Origin of the sequence: Nocardia sp. NPDC057668 (assembly GCF_042799795.1) — a bacterium.
In the GTDB taxonomy this organism is placed as follows: Bacteria; Actinomycetota; Actinomycetes; order Mycobacteriales; family Mycobacteriaceae; genus Nocardia.
In genome coordinates, this window is record NZ_JBHVIC010000004.1 from 738,198 (window position 1) to 751,543 (window position 13,346).

Consider the following 13,346-nt stretch of genomic DNA (forward strand, 5'->3'; position numbering starts at 1 on the left):
TACGGCACCACCGGAACGATCAGGGGTCGCACCGCCGAGTCTTCCGGGGGCGGCGGTTCGCCGACAGGCATGCGGGACAGCCGCGCGGACATGTTCGAACGTCCACCACCACGCGCCGCTGACATCGGACCGGAACGTATTGTCCGAGACCGAGCTAGAGCTCATCGGGGCGCAACAGCTTTCGCAATCCGTGGATCTGCGATCCGCCGGCGTGCAAGCAGTAGCAGAATGCAGCACGAACCCGCAGCGACCACCAGGAACGCAGTCGTTAGAGACGCTGCATGCATGATCGGGCCGAAAACCACCGGCGTCAGACCCTGTCCCACGAACAGGGCCGTCCCGGCGAGCGACACCGCCAGCCCGCGCCGCGTCGGTTCCGGTGTCTCCCCGATGAGAAGTGTCGTCACAGGCAGCGATAGCCCGTTACTGATTCCGACCAACGCGGTCGCGGCCAACAGGAGCAAAGGTTGGGTGCTGAGCGCAAGTATGGTGAAAGCCACTGCCCGGCAAGCCCACACGATGCGCAGCAGGACGCCGAACCCGACGCACGCTGCTATGTGGACGAACACAGCGCCGATGACTCCAGCGAATGCGAACAATCCGACTTGGAACAGCGACACGAACATGGGGTTCACGATTCCGGCCTGGGCGAGTCGCCCGGGTAGGAAGACGATGAGACCGTACGTGGTCAAGCCGGATGCCGCGGTCATCGCGTACCAAGCGCTCAGGGTTGGGTGACGCCGAAGCAATTCCACCGTGGAACCGCGGCGCTCGCAATTTTCGGAACGGCGCGGCTGCTCGGGCGGCGCCCATATCAGAGCCGCGATTCCCAGCGGGATACCGAGCAGGTAGAGGCCGAACGTAGCATGCCAGTCGAACGCACCAAGCGCGCCCGCCAACAGCGGCCAGGCCACCGCGCCGACTGTCATCGCCGTGGTGCGCCAGCCGATCATCCGATCCTGGTCCCGCCCGGCTCCCATCGCCAGGAGCGCCACGGTGGTGACACTGAATACTGCTGCGGCCCCGGCGCCGAGAAGCACACGGCTGGTGAGCAGGATCGGATACGAGTCGGTCACAGTCCCCACTCCCCCCGCGACACCATAGAGAAGCAGACCCATTCCCAGCAGATGCCGAACTCCCCAGCGGTCGGTGGCGCGGCCCACGAATGGGCTGACCACTACGATGACCCCCGCATGCGCGGCTACCAAGATGCCAACCGCTGTCGCACTGATGCCGAGGTCGTGGCGAATGAGTTCGACGACTGGCATGATTATCCCGCCGACGCACGCGGCCAGGGTCGAAGCGAGCAGTAGGACCGCCGGATATCCGTATACCGGTCGACCGGAAACGCTGGCGCCCTCGGGCTCGTACATCACGGTACTGAAATCGGCTCGGGTTCAACCGAGAACAGCGGCTCTGCCAACGCACGGATCTCTGCCCGCTGTGCCTCGAGCGGCCACCTCGGATCCGGTTCCAGGAAGAGATATCCGGCAGCAGCCGCAGAGCCCCGGCCACGTCCTAAATAGTCGTTCTCGCGCACCCGTGTCTCTGCCCTGAGAACTCCGGGTAGTGCCTCTAGTTCGGACCTCGCGGGGACCCGGCGCACAATTCCGTGTGCCGGTACCAGAGCTACGGTGGCAATTGCCTCGTATCGCCGATCGGTAGGGGTGGGCAGCTCCCGCTCCAACGCGAGGTCGATCCCGGCGTCGAAGGTGTTGACTCCGAACAGCATTTCACACACCACCGGCAGTGCCGTTCCGCCTTCGCGACAAGCGATTTCGCCCAGCACATAGTCGCCATCGCGCGTTAGGAAGACCTCACAGTGCACCGGGCTGTGTGGATCGCCCAGGATGTCGAGCGCACGGAGAGTCAGGGCAATGACGTCCGCCGCGACAGGACTGTCGTCACCGAGCGTGACGTGCTCTGCGGCCTGTCCCTCCTGAACTGCGTCGAGCAATGGCCTGGCATGCTCGGTTACCAGGGTGATTCGCGATCGGTCCGGCCAGGTCACAATATCGCAGGTGTATTCGGCGAGGATGTCGATGTACTGCTCCACCAGAAATCCATCGGCGGTGGAGTCCAGGCTGCCGTAAACCCCGGCGGCGCGCAGGGTCTCATCGACATCCTCGGGCGCGGTGCGCGCGGCGAACGCTCCCGCAGTCCTGAGCTGACGTAAGTGTCCAGCATCGCCGATGCGATGCGTGCCCAGGGTCCCGCAGCCGCGGCGGGGCTTCACCACGACGGGCCAGCCGAGTTCGTCCGCGGCCGCCGCGATGTCACCGATCGAGTGCACGACCGCCCAGCGCGCGACCGGGATCCCGGCCTCGTGCAATCTGCGCTTCATCACCGCTTTATCGGTGAATGCCACGGACTGAGCCCAATCGCGACCGCGCGCTCCCAACAGAGAACTCAGGAATCCCGCTGCTGCGGTCGTAGTTTCATGCGGACCGATGACACGGGTGACGGTGGGCAGCGGCGCTACGCGCTGAGCGAGCTGACTGTAATCGGTCCAGGAGGTCACCGTGAGCAGCGGTACCGGCACTCCGACCCACAGGTGCTCGGTGCCCGCCGGAATAACACAGCAGGCAGGACCCTCGATTCGGTCCAGGTACGGCGTGGCGAATCGTGGGCCGGGTGTAACGATCAAGGTGACCATCGTGACCTTCCGTGTAGTGCTGGCGATTGGGACGGTGGCGCCGGTGCGAGAAGCGCTGTACGCGCACGCTCCAGGGTCCGACGAGATCAACGAACCATTGCCGGCTCCCTCTCGGAGTCGTCGAAGGCGAACAACTCGGCGGCGGCAGCTCGGGCGCGGTCCATTACAGGTTCGATCGGCTCGTGTTCGGCGGTGACGAACAGGTACGCGGCCGCATCGGCGGCCGCGAGCCCGCCGCCGCTCCGTTGCCCGATCCGTGTCCGAATCTCGGCGCGTATGACACCGGGCAGCGCCTCGAGCTGCGCCAGCGTCGGTACGTGCGTGACACGTCCGCACTTCATCGGCACGCCGACCGCTGCGATCGGTGTTGCGGTTCCTTCATGCACGGCGGCCGGCGGCCGTCCGAGTGCGAGATCGAATCCAACCTCGATGGTGTTCGCACCGAAAAGAAGTGCGGATAGCGCCGGCAGCGCCGCACCGCCCGCACGCGCGCCGATTTCACCGAGCACATACTCACCGGTCTTGGTCCGAAACACCTCACAGTGCACCTGTCCAGTTGTCAGCTCGAGCGCTGCCATGGCACGGCGGGTGATGAGCTGCACGGCGACCGCCTCCGGACTGTCACACGGGACCGTGATGAACTCGGCGACTTCACCCCGCCCCACCGCGTCCAGCAATGGGCTCAGGTACTGCGTGGTGAGCACGAGTACCGACTGTTCTGATCGGACGGCGATATCACATGTGTACTCGACCGCAACGTCAACGCATTCTTCGACCAAAAACCCGTCGACGCTTGCGGTCAGTGCCTCGAAGACTCCCGAAGCCTGTTGTGCCAGTTCGAGGTCACCTACCACCGTGTGGGCATCGAATCTTCCGGTCGCTATCAGATGGCTCAAATGTTCGACCGATTCCACCCGCGTGGTACCGATCGTGCTCTGGCCCCGCCGCGGCTTGAACACGACAGGCCAGGTGAGTTCATCGCCTGCCCGAGCGGCCTCGGCAAACGTATGAACAACCGACCACCGGGCAACCGCGATGCCCGCATCACGCAACCTGCGCTTCATTACTGCCTTGTCCGTGAAAGCCAAGGCCTGTTCCCACTTCTGTCCCGGCACATCGAGTATCGAGCGCAGGAAGCCGGCCGCCGCGATGGTCGATTCGTCCGTGGCGAGAATCCGGGTGATCGGAATACCTGACACGGCGGCAACCAGCGCGTTGAAATCGGTCCAGGAATCGACGGTGCGCAGGGGCGCGGTGATTCCAGCGGATCGCCATATCGATTCGGTTCCGGCCGGAATCAAGTACTGCACCGGACCATCAATCGGTTTCAGATAGTCCACCACCAGTTTCGGGCGGGTGGAGGCGATCAGGGTTACCACATTCCGGCCTTCTGTCGAAGTCTGATCCCGCGTGCACGGGCGGTACTGGAGTTTGTGAATCAGGTTGTGGTGCAGGTGGATCCACCCGGATCGCACGGGTCAGACGGAAGGGACGAAGAAGAACGTCTCCCGCGCGGCGAACAAGCCACTCGAGTCCAGAACGAAGAAGTCCGCGAACCGGAGATTCACCGAGCCGGCACCCCGCGTTGCGCCTGTGAAACGACCTCTAACAGCGACGGTTCGATGGTCGACGACCAGGCTCGAGATCGAATGCCGGCCTCTGGTGATGACCCGTTGCCTGTAATAGAAGTCCGTCAGCGCCGGTCGCCCAATGAACGGCTCGTAGCCGGGTCGGCGGTATTCTGCGGCCGGCGCGAAGAGTTGTATCAGGTCGACAAACTTCTCGTCATCGACCAGGCGGTAGTAGCTGAGCACGGCGCGTTCGGCGTCACCCCGGTCGCACCCGGTGGATTCGAAGCCGTCGGTGACCTGCTGGGCAGGAGTTGTCATTCGCTCCCCTGTTGGAAGATCCTGCACCCGCGTAGCCGAGTTCGGACCAACGATTTCGATATCGCACGAGTTCGACGGGGAGAACTCTAGGCAGTCCCCCAGCCTCGCACTTCTCATGAGCGGGAAGAGCCGTCGCCGCGGCGGCAGTGCGGTCCGACGCCGTCGGCATTACACCGACCCCGGGTGCCCGGTGCACCGAGCTTCTGCCCTCCTCGTATCCGAACGAACACGACCCAGCGCGAGCGCTGGATGATCTGCGCCAATCAAATCCCTGCGCACGGATGAGATCCGCACTGCTCCCGCACACACGGGGGAAGTCCGGCGATTCACGCTGGTGACGGGTCCGGTCGTCTCCCTGGGCCGACTATCAACCCGTTGCTCGCGAAGATTTCCGACGAGGTCGCAGCGAAGGCGAACGTCGGAACCAGGTCACGCCGGTGGCCGAGCCGGTGACGAATTCAGCAGATCCGCGAGACCCAGCCGACCGGGTTCAGCTCAAGCGCCGAAGCCGGTGATCCGCTGTGGAACGACCCGCACGATCAGCCGCCGCACGTCCCTGGACTCGGGCGGTGGCAGCTCCCCGATGTATTTGCGTGACAGCCGAGCCGGAAGCCGTTTGTCCGGATCCGGGACGAGTTCGGCGAGGCCAGCGATGTCGATGGTGCGGTAGGGATCCCGGGCGTCGAGGACGGTCACGCTGATTCGGGCATCACGGGCGAGGTTGCGGCCCTTGCGGCGCTGGGCGGTGGTGGTGAACACGACCGCGTCGTCGTCGTGGTCCACCCAGACCACCGAGGTGTGGGGCGAACCGTCCGCGTTCAAAGTCGCGACGACCGCGAAGTTCTTGCCGTCCAGCATGTTCCGCAGATTCTCGGGAAGTTCGGTCATCCATCCGAACCTACGCGCGGGCGGTGGCGGGGCCGATGTTCGGAGCGCTCGACTTCATATCCGGATCGCTCATCCGGCCCCCGCCGAACCGGCAGCGTGTGCCGATCAGCAGACCGTGCCCTGACGGACCGCGGCTCTGGTGTCGAAGCTCTCCGGGTTCACCGCGGTGCGCACGACGACCTGTTTGGCGGTGTCCACGAGGAAGGTCCAGCCGCCGGACAGCACGGTGCCGTTGGCGTCGATTCTGTTGACCTGCACGTACTTACCGTTGTCGGGACGGCGGGCGGTGAAGCGGCCGAACCGGGTCTCCGGGGCCTTGGATCGCACCAGGGCGATGGCCGTGCTCGCGTCGATCTCGGAGAGTTCCGAAACCTGGGTGGGGCTCTCCTGCATGGTCGTCTCCTGTCCAGAGGTGCGTTCGCAGCTCAGTTCATACCGGAACCGAGCGCGTCGCGCAGCATTCGCGGTCGCGCAATGATGCACACCACGCGAACCGGCGGCGAACCCGAGGTGGGTTCGCCGCCGGTTTTCATGCGCGAGAAGGGCTCTGCCGGATCACCGCCGACCCCTCGTCGCGATGGTGATCCGGGTGGGTCAATCGATCGTGCAGCCTTGCAGGGGAACGTCGTTCAGGCGATCCAGCAGGTAGTTGATCGCGTTGTTCGTGCCGAAACCGTCGATCAGCTCGGGGCCGAAGTGGTTGGGCAGCGTGGCTTTCGGCAGGATCGGCGGCAGATGGTTGGTGCGGAAGGTCACCGTCGCTCCCGCGCCGCACCAGTTGTCCGCGAGCTTGCGGGTCTGGGCGTAGGGGACGGTGTCGTCGTTGATGCCGCTGGTGATCAGGACCGGGCTGCGCGGGGTGAGGGTGCCGATGCGCTGCTGGGCCAAAATCGTGGTCACCTCGGGGATCTCACGCAGATGCTCGGTGAGCGGGCGCTGATCGACCGTCAGACCGGTGGTGCGCAGGAACGGGTGCCGCATGATCACATCGGCGATGCACTCGTTCTCCAGGGTCGCCAGCAGGCTCTTGCCCTCGGCGGTGGTGCGCGCGTCCAGGATCGGCTTCAGATCCGGGTAGCGGGCGACGAAACCGTTGAGCGCGAAGCCGATCGCGCCGCCGATGAGCGCGCCCTCGATCTCACCGAGGATCTCGGACAGGTCCGCGGTCGGGGCACCGGCCCAGGTGCCCTTGAGGTTCAGCTCGGGGGCGTAGCTCGGCGCCATCTCCGCGGCCGCGGCGGTCGCGCCGCCGCCCTGGGAGTAGCCCCAGAACGCGATCGGGGTCTGCGACCCGCTGCCGGCGAGGGTGTTCGCGGCGCGAGCGGCGTCCAGCACCGCGTGCGCCTCTTCGATGCGATTGGCATAGGTGTGCACCCCGGGGGTGCCCATGCCGATGTAGTCGGGCACGAAGACCCGCGCGCCCAGGTGGTTCCACGCCATCGCGGACAGCGCTTCCTGGTTCGCGGACAGGGTCGGCGGGGTGATGTCCAGGTACATGCCGAGGGTGAACGCCTTGGACAGCGCGCACTGATCGCCCTGCCCGGTGGTGCCGGGGGCGATGACCACGGTCGGGCGCGGGCCCTTCCCCTGCCAGGGCTGGGTGGCGTCGATGTAGGTGCCCGTCACCGCGATCGGGGCGTCGTCCTGGGTGCGGGTGGTGTACATGACGGTCTTGGCCGCGAGGGGCCACTGCCCGTCGCCGCCGGGCTGGGCCAGATACACCGGCAGATCGGCGGTCTTGATGACCGCTCCGGCGGCGGTATCGAATTGCGCGGGCGGCAGGTAGAAGTCTTCGGCGGGGGCGGCCTGCGCCGGAACGGCGGCGGCGCTCACGAGCCCGGCTCCCATGCACACCGCCGCGGTCATCGCCAGCAGGCGCCGGACCGCGCGGTGCCGCGCTGTTGTTTCGACTGACATCGTCGTCGTCTTTCTCTACAAGATCGGAACAGCTGTGGCGCAGGCCGGCAGGCGGTACTCGTGGTGTCCGCTGCCGGGACGAGGCCTGCGCGGCCGAGGAGTGCGGGTGGCACGGGGGCTCGGCGGCAACCCGCGTGTTTCGCACGGGCCGCGCACAGTGTGTTGCTGGTAACTCAGTTACCGGTAACGAAGTTACTATAGCTCGAGGTGAGCCACGGCACTCGGCCCGCAAACATCGCCGCTCACGCCGTCGCGCGGCCACGACCGACCGTGATAGTGCTCGATGGCGGAATTGAATCGCCGCAGGTGGTCCGCGAGCGCGGCGATCTCGGACTCGGGCCAATCGGACAGAATCACGCCGAGATGGTGGATCCCCGATGCCCGCTCGGCAGCCATCCTGCCGCGGCCCGCGTCGGTGGCCCGGAACTTTCGGGCAATACCGCCGTCGGGATCCGGAATGCGTTCGAGCAGTCCGGCTTTCAGCATCGTCGCGGTCTGGCGGTTGAGCGTGGAAACGTCCAGGCCCAGCGCTTCACTGAGCTGGCCGATGGACATCGGGCCGTCGCCGAGGCGCTGCAGCAGCACGTAGGCGCTGCGATCCAGCTGTCCGACGCCTTTGCGGGAGATGAGGCTGTAGCGACCGAGCAACATCGCCTCGAATTCGAGCGCCTCGATGGGAATCGTCACCTCGCTCTGCCCGCGGACCGGATCGATCTCCGGCCCGCTCACTCTACCGCCGGAACCGCCGTTCGATTCGAGCGAAAATGCCGCCGCACCTGGCTATCTGCCAGACATCTGACACGCGGGGTACCGGACACGGGTGACATTGCGTGCCAAGCACGCCGATTTACCCGTGTCGACCGTGCGTTCGATCTAGCCTGTCAGCGGGCGTCGCCGACCATCGGAGTCGGTGCCCACGGTCCAACCGGCCGAGCCGGTTACCACCGGGCAGTACTCGTTCGTACCCGGAAGCACTTCGGGGCCATGTTCTGTTCGAGCCTCTCCGGGCTCCCTGACTTCGGCGGTGATGATGACGGCTGTGCGCACCACACCCAGCAGTGCACTCCAGCTGCTGGTCCAGATCCTGGATCGCTACAACTCACTCGAGGAGTTCCTCGGCCACATTCGCCGGGAACTCGACGCGCCGACGCAGGAACTCCCGCGCTGGTCCGACGCCGTGGCCGGGCCGGCGGCGTCGAGCCGGACGCCGGAGGCGCCCCGCCTGCCGCAGGTGTCGGTGGCGCACAGCACGAGTGGACGCCACGCGCGCCGCGACGAGCCGGCCTGAGCGACCGGTCCGCGCGGCTATCGATCGAGTTTCAGGTCGTGGCGGAAGCGTTCCATGTCGGCGATCTTCTGCGCGGTCGTCGCATCCGGGCCCGTGTAGAACATCCACGGCATGGTCAGGATGTGGGTGATGCCGCCGGCTTCGGCGCGGGCGTAGTCGTCGATGGTCAGCGCGTCGGTCAGCGGGGCCATGACGGTGAAGTCGTCCATCGACAGACCCGCGGCCGTGCGGTACTCGCGGAGTTTCGCCGCGGTGGCGATGGCCTTGTCGGTGGAGGTGAGGTCGCCGATCCAGCCGTCGTAGCGGGCCGCGCGGGCCAGGGCGATATCGGTCAGCCCACCGACCAGGATCGGGATTTGCGGTGCGGGCGGGCTCATCGCCAGTTTCGGGGTGTGGAAGAACTCGCCCTCGAATTCGGTCCAGCCAGGTTCCCACAGGCGGCGCATGAGTTCGATCAGTTCCTCGGTGCGTTTGCCGCGGCGATCGAACGGCCGCCCCAGGAGCTCGAATTCCTCGCGGCACCAGCCGACTCCGACGCCGAGTTCGACGCGCCCGTCCGCGAGCACCGCGGCGGTTCCGATCGATTTCGCGGCGGCGTAGGGCTCGCGCATCGCGGGGATGTACACGGTGGTGACGAAGCGCAGGCGGGTGGTTACCTGGGCCAGGCTGCCGATCAGCACCCAGGGGTCGGGCCAGTCCGCGAACGGATCCCAGCGGCGCTTGCCGCTGCGGGTGTAGGGGTAGGGCGTTTCCAGTTCGGCGAGGTTCACCACGTGATCGGGCAGGCCCATCCCGTCGTAGCCGAGAGCGTCGGCGGCCCGGGCGATCTCGGGGATCTCCCGGGTCGCCAGGAAGCCGGTGCTGATGTAGAACCGCATCGTTGTCTCTCCAGTGGTCAGCACACCGTTACACGAGTTGCGTTGTCAGGGAAATTGTTTCGAGGTGACGGATGGCGTGGCAGCCGCGCTCGATCATGGTGAGCATCATGTCGTCGCCGCGTCCGGTCGCGGCGGTGAAGGCGTAGCCGAAGGTGATCAGCATCGGGACCTGGAGCATGCCGACCCGGTAGTCGGTCCAGCACCGATCGAAGTCGAAGTCGCGGACCCCGTGCTCGCGCAATCGCCGATGGTAGGCGGCGACCAGGTCGTGCTCGCTGCGTTCGCGGGCCTCCGGCGTCATGCTCGTGGCCAGGAAGTACGCGAGGTCGCGGGCGGGCAATCCGACGGTGAGGGTCTGCCAATCGACCACGGTGACCGCGTCACCGGCGGGGTGGAACAGGAGGTTGTCGAGTCGATAGTCGCCGTGCAGCAGACAGAAGCGGTCCGCGTCCAGACCGAGCCAGGGCTCGATGAGATCGGCGGCGGCGGCGAGCACGGCTCGATCCGCGTCGCCGATGCGATCCCCCAGACCGGAAAGTGTTTTCTCCAGAGCGATCCCGGCGAGGGTTCCCATGCCGCGAGCGAAGTCCGCGTCGGCTTTGGGCATGGCGATGCCTTCGAACGACAGCCACGCCGGATCGCACCAGCGCGGTCCGTGCAGGCCGGCCAGGGCTTCGACGGCGAGCAGCGCGTCCTCGGCCCCGCAGCCGCGGATCTGATCGCCCTGCACCGCGGGGGTCAGATCCGCCACCAGCAGCACGAATTCGGAACCGTCGTCGGAGATGGCGCAGTGGTAGACCTCGGGGACCGCGACCGCGACCGTGTCGGCGACCCGGGTATAGAAGGCGTGTTCGGCGCGATATCCCAGCGCGACGCGTTCGCGAACCCCCGGTTCCTGCGAGGGGAGTTTGGCCACCAGCGTGGCCGGGCACGAACCCGGAACCTCGTAGGTGGGCGTCACGCGGTAGGTGGCGCCGGTCTGGCCGGTCCCGATCGGCTCGATCCGCACCGACGAGATCCGCTCGCCCAGAACGGAACCGAGCCATTCAGGGGTGATGTGCTCCGGCGTCGAGGGCAGCGGCTGCGCGGCGGCCGTGGATGTGTTCATGCTCGTGTCCTTGCTTACCGGGTGGTGGCGGGCGGATCGCTCCGGGCTCCGCCGAGCAGTTCTTCGGCGCGGGTCAGCGCCATGCCGTGGATGAGCCAGCGCACCGTGGTGGCGAAGACCCGGGGGTCGTCCCACTCCCCCGGAGCCGCGATGTCGGACAGGCTCATGCTGAGGGTGACGTGTGCGAGGATGCCGCCGATCTCGATCGCGCGGGTGCGGCTGAAGCCGTTGCGCTCCAGCACCACCAGCAGGCGTTCGGCGTAGTCGATGACCACGCCGCGGTCGGCGACGGTCATGAGTTTGCACAGCTCGGGCTGGGCCAGCAGCGCGCCACGCAGGGCCAGGCACCAGGACTGGACGGCGATCTCCCATACCGCGTCGTCGTCGAAGGCGATCTCGAGCCGCGAGAAGGCGTGCGCTACAACGCCGCGCGTGAGCTGCTCCGCCGAGCCGACCTGTTGGTAGAGGGTGGAATTCGAGCAGCGCAGCTGGGTGGCGAGAGTGCGGATCGTGAGGCCGGCGGCGCCCTGTTCGGCGAGGATGCGCAGCGCCTCGTCGAAGATGGTGTCCGAGCTCAGCAACGGTTTCGCCACGGTGATCACTCCTCATCTCCCGGAACCGGCGACGGAAACGACGTTACGTTAACGATGTAGAACGTGCGGGGAAAGCCGGGGAAGTGATGCGGAGGTCGGCGAAATCCACTGAGCAGGCACACCGGTCCATCTCCTTTCACCGATCGCGCCCGCAGAGGCAATAACACTGTTATCTTGTCGCTGTCGGTAGACGGTTCGGCGCCCGGGCACGGGCGCCCGCTCTCGGCCGGCCACTGGAACACGGTCGAGAAACTTTCGGCCCGTGTGGCATTCGGTAGGGAGTTGGGTATGGCACCCGTTCACGAGGAACTCGGCTGCTATCTGCTCGCGGGCGCGGGCGGCTCGGGCCCCGCGACGCTGGTCCAGGAGGCGAGGCGCGCCGAGGAACTCGGCTTCGGCACGGCGTTCCTGTCCGAGCGCTGGAACGTCAAGGAGGCGTCCTCGCTCGTGGGCGCCGCGTGCGCGGTGACCTCGCGAATCCGGATCGCCACCGCCGCGACCAATTGCAACACCCGCCATCCGCTGGTCACCGCGTCCTGGGCGACGACCATGCATCGCCTGTCCGGCGGCAGATTCACCATGGGCATCGGCCGTGGTGTGGCGCCGCTCTATTCGGCCTTCGGCATCCCCGAGGTCACCACCGCGCACATGGAGGATTGGGCGCGGGTCACCCGGCGGCTCTGGCGCGGGGAGACGATCATCGGCCACGACGGTCCGATGGGCAGCTATCCGGTGCTGTTCCTGGACGCCGATTTCGACGAGGACATCCCCCTGGCGCTGGTGGCCTTCGGACCCCGCACCCTGGCTCTGGGCGGACGCGTCTTCGACGACGTCATCCTGCACACCTACTTCCCGCCCGAAACCCTCACCCGCTGCGTGACGACGGTGAAGCGCGCGGCCGAACAGGCCGGCCGCGATCCCGACGCGGTACGCGTGTGGTCCTGCCTGGCGACGGTCGGCGACCACCTCCCCGAGGCCGACCGCCTGCGCAAAACGGTCGGCCGCCTGGCCACCTACCTCCAGGGCTACGGCGAGCTGCTCCTGCGCACGAACGACTGGGATCCCGCTGTCCTGCAACGCTTTCGCGACGATCCCGTGGTGCAGTCGGTCCCCGGGGCGATCGACGCGAAGGCCACCGTCGCCCAACTCGAGCACATAGCGACTCTCCTACCCTCCGACTGGCTGTCGGTGGCCGCCACCGGCACCCCGGACCGATGCGTGGCCCGGATCCGCGACGAGTTCTCCTACGGCGCGGACCGGGTGATCCTGCACGGCGCGAGCCCGGACGAGCTCGAACCGATCCTGGCTGAGTACGGGGCGGCAACCGTCCGATAGACGAGTTCGGCTGGGCTCGAACGGTTAGCGGCCGCGGGCGAGCTCGCGTGCCCGGCGCAGTTCGTCGGCCAGGTCCCGTCGCTGCGCCGCCGTCAGGTCGAGGGCGTCGATTCGGCCGAGGAGGCCGGCGGCGACGTCCCGCTGCCCCTGTCGAATCGCCACATCGGCGCGCAGGACGAGCAATTGCACCAGCTGCATCGGCGTGGGCTGCTGATCGGTCCGGTGCAGCGCCCGGTCCAGGACCTTGACGGCCCGGTCCAGGTCCTGCTTGGAGTCCGCGAAGAGCGAACCCATGTGCACCGCACGGGCGAACGCGTCCGCCGGCGGCGGCCGGTGGGTTTGGTCCACGCTGATCTCCTGGCAGATCTGCAGGGTGTTGCCTCCCGGATCGACCAGCAGGAACTGGCGCACACCGTAGGTCATGTCTTTGAGGGCTCCGACCCGCGGCACTCCCGCGACGGGAACCGTGCCGAACCTCGCCTCCAGCGCCGCGCTGAACGCGGCGTACAGGTGGTCGACCCGATCGGTGTGCACGACGCAGCCGTGCTCCGAGCTCTCCGGCTCGAAGTCCCTGTGCCCGTGGAAGTTCAGCTCGATCCCACCCCGGCGCACACTCAGGAACTGATACGGCGCGGTCTGCTGGAAGGTGATCTCGAACCCGAGCGCGGTATAGAACTCCGCCACCGGCCCCACGTCGCGTGCTTTCAATCCGGGAACTGTTTTCTCCGCCATCTCTCCGAAGCTAGAGCTCGAATCACGCACGCGCACATGGCTGTGAGAAGTACTGCACTAGC

Annotated in this window: 14 protein-coding genes; 2 read left to right on the top strand and 12 right to left on the bottom strand. The window is 66.8% G+C overall.

All coding sequences use genetic code 11. The features are described from left to right. Nucleotides 1-161 precede the first annotated feature (161 nt). The 8 genes from ACFVBH_RS27360 to ACFVBH_RS27395 form a co-directional block, all read right to left on the bottom strand. Nucleotides 162-1,373: an MFS transporter gene (locus ACFVBH_RS27360; RefSeq protein WP_379005804.1), complete on the bottom strand. Its 1,212-nt coding sequence runs from the start codon at nucleotides 1,371-1,373 to the stop codon at nucleotides 162-164. Beyond that, nucleotides 1,373-2,656 (bottom strand): hypothetical protein, encoded by a 1,284-nt coding sequence (locus tag ACFVBH_RS27365; protein ID WP_354984877.1) that lies wholly within the window; start codon nucleotides 2,654-2,656, stop codon nucleotides 1,373-1,375. The genes ACFVBH_RS27360 and ACFVBH_RS27365 overlap by 1 nt, the downstream gene beginning before the upstream one ends. Before the next feature lie 86 nt (nucleotides 2,657-2,742). Further along, on the bottom strand, nucleotides 2,743-4,035 hold the full coding sequence (locus ACFVBH_RS27370; protein ID WP_379005806.1) for an acetyl-CoA carboxylase biotin carboxylase subunit family protein: 1,293 nt from the start codon (nucleotides 4,033-4,035) through the stop codon (nucleotides 2,743-2,745). A gap of 99 nt (nucleotides 4,036-4,134) precedes the next feature. Then, the gene (locus ACFVBH_RS27375) at nucleotides 4,135-4,545 is read right to left on the bottom strand and encodes a nuclear transport factor 2 family protein (RefSeq protein ID WP_379005808.1); all 411 of its coding nucleotides are present in this window, start codon (nucleotides 4,543-4,545) and stop codon (nucleotides 4,135-4,137) included. Nucleotides 4,546-5,040: 495 nt separating this feature from the next. After that, nucleotides 5,041-5,433 carry a PPOX class F420-dependent oxidoreductase gene (locus ACFVBH_RS27380; RefSeq protein WP_379005811.1) on the bottom strand — a complete coding sequence of 131 codons (393 nt, stop codon included), beginning with the start codon at nucleotides 5,431-5,433 and terminating at the stop codon, nucleotides 5,041-5,043. Nucleotides 5,434-5,538: 105 nt separating this feature from the next. Further along, a complete protein-coding gene (locus ACFVBH_RS27385; RefSeq protein WP_354984881.1) occupies nucleotides 5,539-5,826 on the bottom strand; it encodes a hypothetical protein in 288 nt (95 codons plus the stop codon). 201 nt (nucleotides 5,827-6,027) lie between these two features. Further along, nucleotides 6,028-7,350, bottom strand: a complete 1,323-nt coding sequence (locus ACFVBH_RS27390; RefSeq protein WP_379005813.1) for a lipase family protein — start codon at nucleotides 7,348-7,350, stop codon at nucleotides 6,028-6,030. Between the two features lie 195 nt (nucleotides 7,351-7,545). After that, on the bottom strand, nucleotides 7,546-8,079 hold the full coding sequence (locus ACFVBH_RS27395; protein ID WP_379005816.1) for a MarR family winged helix-turn-helix transcriptional regulator: 534 nt from the start codon (nucleotides 8,077-8,079) through the stop codon (nucleotides 7,546-7,548). 310 nt (nucleotides 8,080-8,389) lie between these two features. On the opposite strand from ACFVBH_RS27395, the gene ACFVBH_RS27400 reads away from it, so the two are divergent. Then, nucleotides 8,390-8,638, top strand: a complete 249-nt coding sequence (locus ACFVBH_RS27400) for a hypothetical protein (protein ID WP_379005818.1) — start codon at nucleotides 8,390-8,392, stop codon at nucleotides 8,636-8,638. Nucleotides 8,639-8,655: 17 nt separating this feature from the next. On the opposite strand, the gene ACFVBH_RS27405 is transcribed toward ACFVBH_RS27400, so the two are convergent. The 3 genes from ACFVBH_RS27405 to ACFVBH_RS27415 are packed head-to-tail and all read right to left on the bottom strand — an operon-like array spanning nucleotide 8,656 to nucleotide 11,217. Then, entirely contained in the window at nucleotides 8,656-9,516 is an 861-nt protein-coding gene (locus tag ACFVBH_RS27405) for a TIGR03619 family F420-dependent LLM class oxidoreductase (RefSeq protein WP_379005905.1), read from the bottom strand. A gap of 28 nt (nucleotides 9,517-9,544) precedes the next feature. Further along, a complete protein-coding gene (locus ACFVBH_RS27410; RefSeq protein WP_379005820.1) occupies nucleotides 9,545-10,624 on the bottom strand; it encodes a phosphotransferase family protein in 1,080 nt (359 codons plus the stop codon). 14 nt (nucleotides 10,625-10,638) lie between these two features. Then, nucleotides 10,639-11,217 carry a TetR/AcrR family transcriptional regulator gene (locus ACFVBH_RS27415; protein WP_379005822.1) on the bottom strand — a complete coding sequence of 193 codons (579 nt, stop codon included), beginning with the start codon at nucleotides 11,215-11,217 and terminating at the stop codon, nucleotides 10,639-10,641. A 288-nt stretch (nucleotides 11,218-11,505) separates the two neighbouring features. Here ACFVBH_RS27415 and ACFVBH_RS27420 point away from each other — a divergent pair, with 288 nt between their 5' ends. Beyond that, on the top strand, nucleotides 11,506-12,552 hold the full coding sequence (locus ACFVBH_RS27420; protein ID WP_379005824.1) for a TIGR03857 family LLM class F420-dependent oxidoreductase: 1,047 nt from the start codon (nucleotides 11,506-11,508) through the stop codon (nucleotides 12,550-12,552). Between the two features lie 24 nt (nucleotides 12,553-12,576). On the opposite strand, the gene ACFVBH_RS27425 is transcribed toward ACFVBH_RS27420, so the two are convergent. Then, nucleotides 12,577-13,284 (bottom strand): bleomycin resistance protein, encoded by a 708-nt coding sequence (locus tag ACFVBH_RS27425; protein ID WP_379005826.1) that lies wholly within the window; start codon nucleotides 13,282-13,284, stop codon nucleotides 12,577-12,579. Nucleotides 13,285-13,346: the final 62 nt, after the last annotated feature.